The 12,401-nt window shown below is 67.8% G+C and carries 8 protein-coding genes; 5 read left to right on the top strand and 3 right to left on the bottom strand.

Translation table 11 applies throughout. The annotated features are described in order from the left end of the window. On the bottom strand, nucleotides 1–183 hold a 183-nt coding region (locus HMPREF3036_RS12225; RefSeq protein ID WP_231853560.1), incomplete at its 3' end, for a hypothetical protein. A 120-nt stretch (nucleotides 184–303) separates the two neighbouring features. Further along, nucleotides 304–804, bottom strand: coding sequence for a YceD family protein (locus HMPREF3036_RS03550; protein WP_005433056.1), 501 nt, complete (start codon nucleotides 802–804; stop codon nucleotides 304–306). Between the two features lie 121 nt (nucleotides 805–925). On the opposite strand from HMPREF3036_RS03550, the gene HMPREF3036_RS03545 reads away from it, so the two are divergent. The 5 genes from HMPREF3036_RS03545 (at nucleotide 926) to pbpC (ending at nucleotide 11,640) form a co-directional block, all read left to right on the top strand. Beyond that, the gene (locus HMPREF3036_RS03545; RefSeq protein ID WP_005433057.1) at nucleotides 926–1,519 is read left to right on the top strand and encodes a Maf family protein; all 594 of its coding nucleotides are present in this window, start codon (nucleotides 926–928) and stop codon (nucleotides 1,517–1,519) included. A 16-nt stretch (nucleotides 1,520–1,535) separates the two neighbouring features. Further along, nucleotides 1,536–2,369 (top strand): SAM-dependent methyltransferase, encoded by an 834-nt coding sequence (locus HMPREF3036_RS03540; RefSeq protein WP_062331610.1) that lies wholly within the window; start codon nucleotides 1,536–1,538, stop codon nucleotides 2,367–2,369. Continuing rightward, nucleotides 2,366–3,520 carry a hypothetical protein gene (locus HMPREF3036_RS03535; RefSeq protein WP_062331607.1) on the top strand — a complete coding sequence of 385 codons (1,155 nt, stop codon included), beginning with the start codon at nucleotides 2,366–2,368 and terminating at the stop codon, nucleotides 3,518–3,520. The genes HMPREF3036_RS03540 and HMPREF3036_RS03535 overlap by 4 nt, the downstream gene beginning before the upstream one ends. A gap of 148 nt (nucleotides 3,521–3,668) precedes the next feature. Continuing rightward, nucleotides 3,669–9,278 (top strand): alpha-2-macroglobulin family protein, encoded by a 5,610-nt coding sequence (locus HMPREF3036_RS03530; protein WP_062331603.1) that lies wholly within the window; start codon nucleotides 3,669–3,671, stop codon nucleotides 9,276–9,278. Nucleotides 9,279–9,309: 31 nt separating this feature from the next. Next, nucleotides 9,310–11,640 carry a penicillin-binding protein 1C gene (gene pbpC, locus HMPREF3036_RS03525; protein ID WP_062331600.1) on the top strand — a complete coding sequence of 777 codons (2,331 nt, stop codon included), beginning with the start codon at nucleotides 9,310–9,312 and terminating at the stop codon, nucleotides 11,638–11,640. Between the two features lie 103 nt (nucleotides 11,641–11,743). Here pbpC and leuD read toward each other — a convergent pair whose 3' ends face one another. Beyond that, the gene (gene leuD, locus HMPREF3036_RS03520; protein WP_062331597.1) at nucleotides 11,744–12,388 is read right to left on the bottom strand and encodes a 3-isopropylmalate dehydratase small subunit; all 645 of its coding nucleotides are present in this window, start codon (nucleotides 12,386–12,388) and stop codon (nucleotides 11,744–11,746) included. Nucleotides 12,389–12,401 lie beyond the last annotated feature (13 nt).

Genomic DNA, 12,401 nt, shown 5'->3' with positions numbered 1-12,401 from the left:
AGTCGGATGTTCCCTCGCGGCAACTCTATGGAAGCCGCCACCGCCTGACGTCTCCAAAGCCGTCGTCATCGCCAACGTCATCAGACGCATCCGTCGCCCGGCTTGTGTGAGCCGGGCGATTTTTTCAGGACCAGAACCGACGACGGGGCCTGCTGGAGATTTCGGCCGGTCTGTGCATTCCATGCTCATGGCCTCGCTTGCGACCGCGTCCGACGCCGCTCAGCCTAAGCCCGAAAAGACAAGGAAAAACCCGCTCCGAATCAAATGCCGGGCGGGCGTCTTCACAAGGCGTGGTGTTCGGGCTCAGTGCTTGAGCGCGGCGAGAGCGGCGAAGGGATTGGGCTTTTCAGCCTCGACCACCTCGTCGCTCGTGTTTTCATAGTCCATCTCGCAGTCGTCGTGAAGCGGCATGGCGGGAAGCGACAGGATCGCCTCCTCCTGAACCCAGTCGGCGACGGAGAGACTGCGGCTGCCGACGATAACCTCCTCATCATCACCCTCTTCATCGAGCGGGAGCGCATTGGCCTCTGCCTCGGTCTTCGTGAAGCGGAAGACGAGTTCGCGGCTGACGGGAACGCTCACGGGCTCGTTGCAGCGCGCGCACTGCATGACGACCGTGCCCTCGAACGAGAGACTTGCGGCGGGAAGTCGCTCAACGATGCCGAGTCCCGTCACGCTGAACTTCAGGGAGCCCTCGAGCGCCTGAATGAAGTGCGCGAGCTCAGGCATTTCGTCAAGCTCAAGCGTGCCCTCCACGGTCTGGCGGGTGCGGGCGATTTCGAAAACATCGAGCGTAAGAGACATGGTCATCCTCAGTAAAACTTTCAGGCCCGGAACGGGCGCCCTGAAAGGATACATTGTTCACGCGCAGGCGGCGGGAATTTCGCTCGCCCGCCTTGGGACTTCCCGCTACAATTCCTGCATTATGACAAAAGCACTCATCCTCGCCTCGAGCTCCCGCTACCGCCGCGAGCTCCTCGACCGTCTTGGCATCGCCTACACGTGCGAAAGCCCCGACATTGACGAATCCTCCCTGCCCGGCGAAACGCCGCAGGACACCGCGATGCGCCTTTCCGAAATGAAGGCCCGCGCAATCTGGGACAAGCACCCCGGCGCCGTCGTCATCGGCTCCGATCAGGTGGCCGACCTCAACGGCGTCAAGCTCGGCAAGCCGCACACGCACGAGAACGCTGTCCGCCAGCTCAAGAGCATGCAGGGCCACGACGTCGTGTTCACGACGGCCCTGTGCGTCATTGACGCCGAAGGCCGCGCCGAGCGCGTCAAGTCCCAGACGACGATCCGCATGCGCACGCTCTCCGACGAGGCCATCGAGGCCTACGTCGAGCGCGAGAAGCCCTTCGACTGCGCCGGCGCCGCCAAGATCGAGCGCCTCGGCATCGCGCTCATGGAAAGCGTGAAGTCGGACGACCCGACCTCCCTGATCGGCCTGCCGCTCATGGCGCTCACCACGCTTCTCACCCGCGCGGGCGTTGAAGTCCTCCCCGGCCTCGACGCCTGATTGAGGAGCACCTCCCATGGCCGGCACGATCTACTGCCTTCCCAACCTCATCGCCGACGGCACGCTGGAAGCCGCCATTCCGCCCGCCGTGCGCACCCGCGCCGCAGACATCCGCCTCTTTTTCGTCGAGGCGGCCAAGAATGCGCGCGCCTACCTGAAGCTGCTCGGCCATCCCGGCCCCATCTCGGAGCTCAGGATCGAGGAGATCGGACATGATCCCGACCCCGCCCTGATCGACCGCTGGCTCGAGCCCGTCCTCGCGGGCGAGGATGCCGCGATCGTCAGCGAGTCGGGCTGTCCCGGCATTGCGGATCCGGGCGCACAGATCGTTGCAAGGGCCCAGGAGCTTGGCCTGCGCGTCGTGCCGTGGGTCGGCCCCTCGTCGATTCTCATGACGCTCATGGCGAGTGGACTCGACGGCCAGCGCTTCCGCTTCCTCGGCTACCTGCCCGTGCATGCGGACGAGCGCGCTGCGGCCCTCAAGGACCTCGAGACCCAGAGCCGCCGCTCCGAGACCCAGCTCTTCATCGAGACGCCGTACCGAAACGGCGCGATGCTCGAGAGCCTCGTCTCCACGCTCGCCCCCGACACCCGCGTCACCGTCGCGACAGACGTGACGGGCGAGCATGAATCCATCCGCACGATGACGATCCGCGCCTGGGCCGCGCTCACGCCCGAGGAGCGTGCGCTGCCCAAGCTTCCCACCGTCTTCGCGCTCCTCGCCGCGCCCCGCGGCACGGCACCGCGCTATGCGCCGTCCGACGCCCGCCGCAAGGGCGGCAGGGACGCAGGCCGCCCCGCCGCGGGCAGGAACTTCAGGCCCGCTCAGAAAAAGGGACGCGCACGATGAACGTGAGCGCGATCCTCGCAGGTCTTCAGCAGCTCTCCCCCGACCGCATCATGACGGCCGCGGGGTTCCTGCTCGTGCTTCTCGTCGCCCTTGCGATGTGGCTCGCCGCCAGACGCAGGCAGGCAAGGCGCAACATCGGCCTCTCGAAGATCGCCGCCGGCCTTCCCGAAGGCGACGGCCCCGTGACGAGGGCCGCTCCGAAGCTCTCGCGCCCCGACCCGCTCGAGGCTGACCGCCTCGCACTCGAAATGCTCGAGTCAGACGAGAACGACGCCAAGGACATCGAGGAGATCAGGCACACGTCCTACACCGAGCGCGTGAACGTCCCGAACGCGGCCGCCCGCAGGGAGGCCGCTCCCGAACCCAGACGCGAGCCCGACGTTGCGGTGCTCGCCCCTGAACCGAAGCCCGAACCCGATCCCGCACCGAGGCCCGAGCCCGCCTTCAGGCGCGAACCCGAACCCGCGCCCGTCCCCGCCGTGCCCGTCGTGCCGCCCATGCCCGAGTGGGAGTTTCTCAAGACGCTTCCCTTCATGGTGAGGCAGGGCCTTTCCACGGGACACGCCGACATGCTCGGCATCGGCGTCGAGGCGGTGTTCTTCCCCGCCGAAGCGGTCAACAGGCTCGACGACCCCGTCCTGCGCCTCGTGCCCTTCCTGCCCGCAGACGAGGGCGAGCTCCTCTGCCGCGAATCCGACCGCCGCACCTTCCAGGCGGGCGGCCTCTACGCACAGCCCGACGCCGTCATCGCCCTCAGGGCTGGCGGCGTGCTCGCCGTCGAGTACAAGTCCCGAGGCGGCCGCATGGACGACCCTCACGACATCCCCGGCAGCCTGCGCCCCAAGGACCTTCTGCAGACCGTCATCGGCGCCATGGTGCTCTCCGCCTCCGAAGGCGTCGCCTGCGCGCCCGTCCTGCGCACGAACAACGCCGTCTACTTCCTGAGGCCCGGGAAAACGCTCGCGACGCTGCTCGCCGAACGCATCGGCGCCGCCGTCTCCTTCGTGAAGCCCTATGCCGAACGCAGCGGCATCAGCGCCTCCGACTACGCGGAGCTCTGCGTCGTGCCCGCCCAGATGCTCTCGGGCAGGCCCGTACGCTCCGAAGGCGACCTGAGAGGCGAGGCCGCACACGCGCGCATGCTCCGCTGAGGCCGGCCTCCTCACAACGGATGCGTGATCCCAAATCACGCCGAATCCGCAAGCTCCTCTGTGTCAGGTAGTTACGCTCATGGTTCCCTGCGAAAGCGAGGACTATAGTGGGAGGATGACATGCCGGACCATTTTCGGAGGAGACCACATGCGAACCGTCCCGACGTTCACCTTTTCCATTCTCACTCTGGCGTCCCTTGAAGCTGCGGCCGCCCTTTCGGCCACGGTGCCGCCCGCCTGGCTCAAGGCCGAGGTTTCGTTGCCCGAGCACAGTCGCTCGCCGCTCGTCGTGAAGCTCTCCCCCGACATGACGCCCTGCAGGGCCAAATACGGCAATGAGGCCGCCTCGAAGTGCAGCAGGCTCTTCGGCCTCGTCTCCTCCCGCGTCACGGGCGTCTCGCTCTCGCCCGCCGTCGAAGGCGTCTGGCGCTGGGAGGCCCGGGGCGCACTCGCCTTCACGCCCGAGGATCCCTGGCCCGAGCGCACAACCTTCAAGGTCGACCTCTCGGGCCTGCGCCTGCCCTCCGCAACGACGCTCAACACGCCCGTGATCGACTTCACGACGCCGCCCCTCACGATGACGTCGGGGTTCGCGACCTTCTGGATGGACCCCGCCGTCTCGGGCGAGCGCGCCCTTACGGTCGACGCCCTGTTCTCGACGACCATCGCCGACACGAAGGCCTTCGAGGCCTCGGTCAAGGTCGACGTCCCCTCAAGAAGCGGACTCACGTTCGGCAAGCCCATCTTCATCTGGAACCATTTCCGCACGGGCTTCTACATGAAGCTCCCCGTGCGCACGCTCGGCAGCGCGACCAACGTCCGCATCACCTTCCCGAAGGCCGCGGGCAAGTGGACGGCAGCTGACGGCCGCCATCCCGTCGTGTATCCGGGATTCCAGCAGGCGTTCGTGAGCTACACGATTCCTGCCGCCGACAGCCTCTACAAGATGGGCGAGGCCTCGCTCAGTCCGACGCGCACCGAAACGCTCGAGCAGGTCTACGAGCTCGTGCTCAGGCCCTCGCTCCTCACGAAGCCCTCGGACATCGTCGCGGCGATGCGCGTCACGGCTCTGCCCGCACGCATGAACGAGGAGGCCGTCTCCCCCACCGACTGGCGCAGGGCGCCCGCCGTCACGCCCGACGTGCTCGCGCGCGGCACGCCCGTCCCCGTCTCGATCGCGCAGGACCCCGACACCCCGTCCGACAGCATCCGCCTTCTTCTCAAGGCCCGGCCCGGCGACTTCCTCCATCTGGCGCTTCCCGCGAGCTTCGGTCCCGAAAAGGGCGCCGTGCTCTCCGACGGCTGGACGACCGTCCTTGCGGCGGCCGACCCCGGCGCCGCAGTCGGATTCCTGCAGCCCGGCAGCATGATGACGCTCTCGGGCTCGAGAACCCTCACGCTCATGGCCGACGGCGTCGACCGCATCCGCTGGCGCATCGAGCGCATCAGGGATCCCTACCTTGCGCTCACGGCCCAGAACTGGCGCGCACACGAGACCGTCACGAATGCCGAGGCCCTCTCCGAGGCTGCCGACGGCGTCATTCCCGTTGCGGCGGGAAGGCGCTTTGCGTCGCTCCCGCTCGACGAGGCGAAGCTTCCCGGCGGACGCGCAGGGCTCTTCCAGATCACGCTCACGGGCGAGAAGAAGACGAAGGACGGTTGGGGCGTTGCGGCCATCGCCGCCAAACGCGTGCTCGTCACCGACACGGCCCTCATCGCCAAGACCTCCCGCGACGGCAGCCACGTCGTCCATGCGGCCGACCTCGTCAGGGGCGTTCCCGCCGCCGGCCTTCGCGCCGTGCTGCTCGGTGCCAACGGCGTCCCTCTCGAAACCGTCACGACGGACGAAACCGGCGCCGCACGCTTTGCAACGACGCGCGGACTCGAACGCGAAAAGGCGCCCGCCGCCGTCGTCGTCACGAACGAAGCAACGGGCGACCTCGCTTGGCTCTCGCTCTCCGACGCCTCCAACGTCGACCATGACCACGACTTCAGCACCGCAGGGCGCCTCGTCTCCGAGGACGGCCTCACGGGCCTCGTCTTCTCGGAGCGCGGCATCTACCGTCCCGGCGAAACCGTGCACGCAGGCATGATCGTGAAGACCGCGGACTGGCACAGGCTCCCCGCAGGCATGCCCGTGACGCTGCGCATCACCGACGCCACGGGCCGCACGATGCTCGAGACCGCCCCCGCACTTACGCCCGAAGGCACCGCATCGGCCGACTGGACCATTCCGACGGACGCCGTGCCGGGCGAAATCCGCATCGACCTGCTCGCGGGCGACGTCGTGCTCTCCACCCACCATGCGGCGATCGGCGACTTCACACCCGAGGCGATGCGCCTTACGGCCCGCATGGTCCAAGGGGCGCCCGGCTGGATGAAGCCCGGAGACCTCGGCATCGACTCCACGCTCGCCATGTCCTACGGCGCCCCCGCTGCGAAGAAGGCCGTGCGCGCACGCCTCGTCCTCTCGCCCGCCCGCGACATCTCGTTCCCCGAGCTCCCCGGCTGGACCTTCGTCGACCCCGCGCCCTTCGAGGGCACGCTCGACGAGGTGAAGGTGAAGTCCGTCGAGACGGACGCCGAAGGCCGCGCATCCCTCACGCTGCCGCTCTCCTCCACTGCGGGCACGCTCAAGGGCCGTCTGCTGCTCGAGGGCTTCGAAAACGGCGGCATCAGGGCCGCCACGGAAAACGTCGGCTTTTTGATCTCTCCCGCCGACACCATGCTCGGCTGGCGCAGGCACGCGGAATCCACCATCAGAAAGGGCGGCGTCGACATGCCCGCACCCGAGGCCTTCAGCTGGATCACGAGGGACGAGGAGCGCACGTTCGAATTCCTGCTCGTCGACCGCTTCCTCAAGCCCTGCGCCGACAGGCCGCTCACCCTCGCCGTCATGGCACGCCAGCCCGTCACGGAGCTCGCCTCCGACAGCACGGGACGCCTGCGCTACGACGAGCGCAGCGTCGAGCGCCCCGTGAGGGAATCCGCCGTCACGACCGACGCCAACGGCCGCACGACGGCCTCGCTCAACACCTCGGCGCCAGGCGACTTCTCCCTCGTCGTCAAGGACGAACAGGGCCGCGTGCTCGCGCGCCTGCCCTATCACGTCGCAGGCGAAGACCTGCGCCCCGCCCTTTCGGGCGACCTGCCCGCCGCCACGGCAAAGCTCGTTTCAGACAAGTCGACTTATGAAGCGGGCGAATTCGCCCGTCTCGACATCGTGTCGCCCTTCGAGGGGCTGGCGCTCGTGACGCTTGAAGCGGATCGAGTGCTCGTCTCCAAGTGGGTGAAGGTCAGCGCAGGCACGAACGCCGCGCAGATGGAGGTGCCCGAAGGCTACAGCGGGCGCGCCTTCCTGAGCGCCTCGCTCGTGCGCTCCTCGAAGGATGCCGCGCGCTTCCTCAAGGCCTATGCCAGGGCGACCGCGCCCGTGACGCTCAACATGAAGCCCCGCACGCTCGGCGTGAAGCTTGAGGCGCCTGCCGTGGTGCCCGACACGCGCGAGCTGAAGGTCACGGTGAAGTCAGATGTGCCGGGGCGCGTCTTCCTCTGGGCGGTCGACACGGGCATTCTGTCGCTCACGGGCTACAGGACGCCGTCTCCCGTTCATGCGCTTCTCGAAGACCGAGGACTTCAGGTCGACACGCGCCAGACGCTCGAAGGCCTGATGCCCGAAGGCATGAAGCTTCCGGGCGAAGCGCCCTTCGGCGGCGGCTTCGGCTCGAGGGCCATTTCGGCCGACGCGATGGCCAATCCCTTCAGGCGCACGATGGATCGCGCGGCCGTCTGGTGGGCGGGAAGCCTTGAGACGGATGAAAAGGGCCGCACCGTCACGGTGTCGCTCCCATCCGAATTCAACGGCGGCGTGCGTCTCATGGCCGTGGGCGCCTCCGAGGGTCGCGTGGGCGGCGCCTCGATCGACACGGCCGTGCGCGCGCCCTTCATCCTGACGCCGATCCTGCCGGGGTTCGCCGCACCTGGCGACGTCTTCACGGGCGTCGTCTCCCTCAACGGCGAGGCGCCCTGGAAGGGATCCGTGGCGCTAGGCCTGCCCGAAGGACTGAGCGCAGGCGTGCTCTCCGCGCCTCTCGTCCTTGAGGCGCCGGGCGAAGCCACCGCACGCTTTGACATTGCCGCAGGCGCAGTGCCGGGCGCCGCATCCGTCACCGTGACGGCCACGCCCGAAAAGGGATCCGCCGTCACGCGCACGACGTCCTTCTCGATCAGGCCCGCAGCCCTCAGGACCCATGACGTCCTCTGGGGACCGCTCGCCGACGTGAAGACGGCCGACGTGACCGTCAAAGCCCGCCTGCTTCCCTTGGAAAACGAAACCTCCCTCACGGTCTCGACGACGCCGCTGCCCCTTGCGCACGGCCTCGTTCGCAGTCTTCCCGAAGCCTTCTGGCTGAGTTCGGACGCGGCCCTCTCGGCCGCCATGCCCTGGGCGCAGCTCGTCGGCGCCCCCGCCGCGAAGCTTCCCGCGGGCGACGCCGATGCGCTTCGCAGGGATGCGACCGCCCGCATCCAGAAGGCGCTCGACACGATCGAGGGCCAGCTCGGCTGGAACGGCCTCTCGGCATGGCCCTGGGGCTCCCCGAGCCTCATGGCCACGACATGGGCCCTCGACTTCGTGCTCACGCTGCGTGAAAACGGTCGTGACGTGCGTCCCGAACTCGTCCGCAGGCTTGCCGACGCCATCAGCAACGCCCTCGATGGCCTGACGCCCGACACGCTCGGCCAGGCCCGAACGGCCGCCTGGGCTCTGGCCCAACTCACGCGCGAGGGCACGCTCGAAGCGGAGCGCATCGAGGCGCTCCGAAACCGCATGGACGCCCGCGAACTTGACTGGCGAAACGACCCTGCGGCGCTCTACATTGCGTACGCCTACCGCCTGATGCGCCTCACCGATGAAGCGGACGAACTGCAGAAGGCCGCCATTTCGATCGACGTCTCGAAGTCCGAGGGGAACGATACGCTGACACTCGGCGGCATCCCCGCCCTTGCATCGGCCGTGCGCCTCGCGCCGACGCCAGAAGGCACCGCACATCTCCTTCAGACGCTCGAATCGAGGCCGCTTGCGTCGCTCACGGATCGCGAACGCGCCTTCCTTGCGAGCGCGCTCCTCTCGGCGCCCTCGAACGGCGCACACGCAGGAAAGCTTGATGCGGTGACGCTCGCCTGCACGGCGCCGGCAGCGGAGAAGCGCCCCGCCGAGTCGCTTGCGAAGGGCGACGGCTTCGTGACGCTTTCGGCGCCGGGCTGCACCGCCTTCCGCCTCTCGTCCGCCGCCTCCCTCAAGGGGCTCTACCACAGCACGACCGCTGCGGGCTGGCCCGCCGAGCCCCACAAGACCGCGTCCTACGAAGGACTTGAAGTCGTCAAGCGCATCCTCAACGAGGCGGGCGAGCCCGTCACGTCGGTGAAGGCGGGCGACGTAGTCACGGTCGAGATCCGCGCGCGCCGCACCTCGGGCAACGCCGAATCCCCCGTCGTCATCACGGACCTCTTTCCCGGCGGCTTTGCACCCGCCTCCACGGACGAGAGCCTGCAGGGGGTGGACGTCCGCCAGACTGCGGTTTCGGAGGACCGCATGGTCGGCGTCTGCATGCTCGAGCATCAGGAATCGACATTCACCTATCGACTTCGAGCGCAAACGCATGGAAAATATACGGTGCCGGCCGTTCAGGCGGCCGACGGCGCCGATCCGACGATCAAGGCGCATGACAAGTCCCTGACCCTCACCGTGACGCCATGAGCCTCACGGACAACACCAAACGGAGCACCTCATGAGAAGGTTTGCCCGTCTGCTTCTGGCCGCAGCCGTTCTGGCGGCAGCGGCCGGCGGCGGACTCATGATCTGGGCGAAAACCCAGTCAAAGCCCGGGCTCGTGCCCGAAGACACCCACTGGTCCCAGGCCGTCACCGACCGCGACGGCCGCCTCCTTCACCTCACGCTCTCCGAGGACGGCGCCTACAGGCTCCCCGTCCTCCAGGGAGCGGTGTCGCGCGAGGCGCTTGACGCGGTCGTGCGCTACGAGGACCGCTTCTTCCACTCGCATCCCGGCGTCAATCCCCTCTCGATCGGCCGAGCCGCCTGGTCCACCCTCACGGGCACCCGCCGCATCGGCGGCTCGACCATCACCATGCAGCTCGCCCGCAGGCTTCAGGGACTCGACACCCGCAGCTGGCGCGGCAAGCTCGAGCAGATGCTCTGGGCGCTGCGCTACGACATGCACTACACCAAGGACGAGATCCTCACGGCCTATCTGACCCTGACGCCCTATGGCGGCAACGTCGAGGGCATCGAGGCCGCCTCGCTCGTCTACTTCGGCAAGCACGCCTCGCAGCTCACCGCCGCCGAGTCGATCGCGCTCTCCGTCGTGCCCCAGAACCCCGTCAAGCGCCATCCCGTCACGGGTCCGGACTTCGACCGTGCACGCCTTGCCGTGGGCAGGAAGGCGATCAACGACGGGTTTGTGAGCGAGCGCCTGCGTCCCGTCGTCGAGGGTCCCCTCAAGGTGAGGGGCACGCGAGCGCTTCCCTTCGAGGCCCCGCACTTCACGCGCCTCGTCGAGGGCACGCGTCCCGATCCCGTCCTCAAGACCACGCTGAGCCTGCCGCTTCAAGAGTCGATGGAGAAGATCCTCTCCGAGAACGTCGCTCGGCTTCGCCCCTACGGCATTGAAAATGGCGCGATGCTCGTCGTCGACTCGTGCGACATGTCCGTCCTCGCCCAGGTGGGCAGCATCGATTTCTTCAACAGCGCCATTGCGGGCGAAGTCGACGGCACCCGCGCGGCGAGAAGCCCCGGCTCCACGCTCAAGCCCTTTGTCTACGGCCTCGCGCTCGACCAGGGCCTCATCCACTCGCGCACCGTCCTTCTCGACTCGCAGCGAAGCTTCCGCGGCTACCAGCCCGGCAACGCCGACAAGCGCTTCCGCGGACCGCTTCCCGCCGTCGAGGCCCTCAACGACTCGCGCAACGTGCCCGCCGTGACGCTCGCCTCCGAGATAAGGCCCGACCTCTACGACTTCCTGCGCGAGGCCGGCGTTCCGATGAAGCGTCCGCGCGAGCACTACGGCCTCTCGATCGTGCTGGGCGGCGCCGAAGCGAGCGCCGAGGACCTTGCAAGGCTATACGGCACGCTCGGCAACGGCGGCCTTCTACGTCCGCTCGTGCGCCTTCCCGACGAGGAGCCAGCAGCCGCCAGACAGATGCTCTCGCCTGAATCCGCCTGGATCGTGCGCCGCATGCTCGCCGAGGGCGGAGAGGCCCTCAAGGTCGAGGGCGTGTCCGTTCCTCTCCTCTGGAAGACGGGCACCTCGAACGGCTTCCGCGACGCCTGGACCGCAGGCTATGCGGGCCGCTACATCATCGTCGTGTGGCTCGGCAACTTCAACGGCAGGCCCGATCCGTGGCTGCAGGGTGCGCTCGTCGCGCAGCCCGTCTTCAGAAGCGCCGCCGTGCGCCTTCTCACGGACCGCGAGTTCGCCATGTCCGCTCAGGACGTGAAGCGCTTCGACGAACAGCCCGCAGGCGTCAGGTCCGAGCCCGTCTGCCGCTCGACGGGCGACCTTGCGACCGACTCGCAGGGCCGCGTGCGCTGCACCGACACGGTCGGCGCCTGGTTCATTCCCGGCGTGAGCCCCATCCGCGACACGGGCTTTCTGAAAGAAATCCTCGTCGACGAGGCCACGGGACTGAGAGCCTGCGAGGAAGGCGACGGCGTCAGGCGAGTCTTCGTCGAATCCTGGCCCTCCGAATACCAGCAGCGCTTCCTCGAGGCGGGCATTGTCAAGACGCCCATTCCCGACTGGAAGCCCGAATGCAGGCCCGAGGGCGCCGTCTCGGGCACCCCGCCCGCCATCCTGAGCCCGCGCGCTGGCACGCGCTACTACACGGGCACGGCGGGCCCGAAGCAGGCGGGCATCGTCCTCAGGGCCAGCCTCGCCCCTGACGCCAAGATCGTCTACTGGTTCGCCGACGACCGCTTCATCGGTGCTTCGGACGCGGGCGGCTCCGTCGTCTGGCAGCCTGAGCCCGGCTCGCACCGCGTGAGTGCGGTCGATGACCTCGGCTGCAGGTCGCACAGGACCGTGACCGTCAGGCAGCCCTGAGCCTGAATCCGCTCATGAAACGTCCGCATCCTTGCGATGCGGACGTTTTTTTTGAAAAAAGGACCGGGAGACATCCCGGTCCTGTACATGCAGCTCTCGCTGGTCAGCGGCCCTCAAGCCTTCGCTTCGCCTTGCCCGCGAGTCCCGTCATCCAAGGGAACTCGGCCTCGTGCACGGCTCGGAAGCGCTCGATCTCATCCATGTCGCGCAGCGTGGCGGCGATCATGTCAAGGCCTTCCATGAGCATGGTGCGGTGTCTCGGCGCGACCTCGAAGGACCAGACGCCGTCGCCCGCACGGATTTCCTGCGCGACCAGGTCGACCGTGAGCTCGACGGGCGTCGTGTCGGAGAGCGCGGCCATGATCGCCGCGGCGTCCTCGGGGCTGACGCGGCAGGCGAGGAGACCGTTGTTGAAGCAGTTCGAGTAGAAGATCTCGCCGAAGCCCGATGCGATGACGGCTCGGATGCCCATCTGCATCAGGCCCCAGACGGCGTGCTCGCGGCTCGAGCCGCAGCCGAAGTTCGGACCCGCGCAGATGATCGCGGTCTTTTCGAACCCGGGCCTGTTGAAGACGCAGTCGGCTCTGGGCGAGCCGTCGGGATTGCAGCGCATGTTGAAAAAGACGCCGCGGGCGAGCCCCGACTTGTCGATGCCGCGCAGGAACTGCTTGGGCATGATCTGGTCGGTGTCGCAGTTGTCGATCGGAAGCGGTGCGGCGACGGCCGTGAGCGAGGTCAGCTTTTCCATGTTGATGCTCCTT

The sequence above is a fragment of the Sutterella sp. KLE1602 genome, assembly GCF_001578585.1.
GTDB classification, from domain to species: Bacteria; Pseudomonadota; Gammaproteobacteria; order Burkholderiales; family Burkholderiaceae_F; genus Sutterella; species Sutterella wadsworthensis_A.
This window is presented reverse-complemented; position numbering and strand designations above follow the sequence as displayed.

What these genes read in the sequence shown, in the direction of transcription:
- HMPREF3036_RS03530 (WP_062331603.1), top strand. Translation starts at nt 3,669, where the DNA reads ATGCGAACCGTCCCGACGTTCACCTTTTCCATTCTCACTCTGGCGTCC.
- leuD (WP_062331597.1), bottom strand. Translation starts at nt 12,388, where the DNA reads ATGGAAAAGCTGACCTCGCTCACGGCCGTCGCCGCACCGCTTCCGATC.
- HMPREF3036_RS03535 (WP_062331607.1), top strand. Translation starts at nt 2,366, where the DNA reads ATGAACGTGAGCGCGATCCTCGCAGGTCTTCAGCAGCTCTCCCCCGAC.
- HMPREF3036_RS03545 (WP_005433057.1), top strand. Translation starts at nt 926, where the DNA reads ATGACAAAAGCACTCATCCTCGCCTCGAGCTCCCGCTACCGCCGCGAG.
- pbpC (WP_062331600.1), top strand. Translation starts at nt 9,310, where the DNA reads ATGAGAAGGTTTGCCCGTCTGCTTCTGGCCGCAGCCGTTCTGGCGGCA.
- HMPREF3036_RS03540 (WP_062331610.1), top strand. Translation starts at nt 1,536, where the DNA reads ATGGCCGGCACGATCTACTGCCTTCCCAACCTCATCGCCGACGGCACG.
- HMPREF3036_RS03550 (WP_005433056.1), bottom strand. Translation starts at nt 804, where the DNA reads ATGTCTCTTACGCTCGATGTTTTCGAAATCGCCCGCACCCGCCAGACC.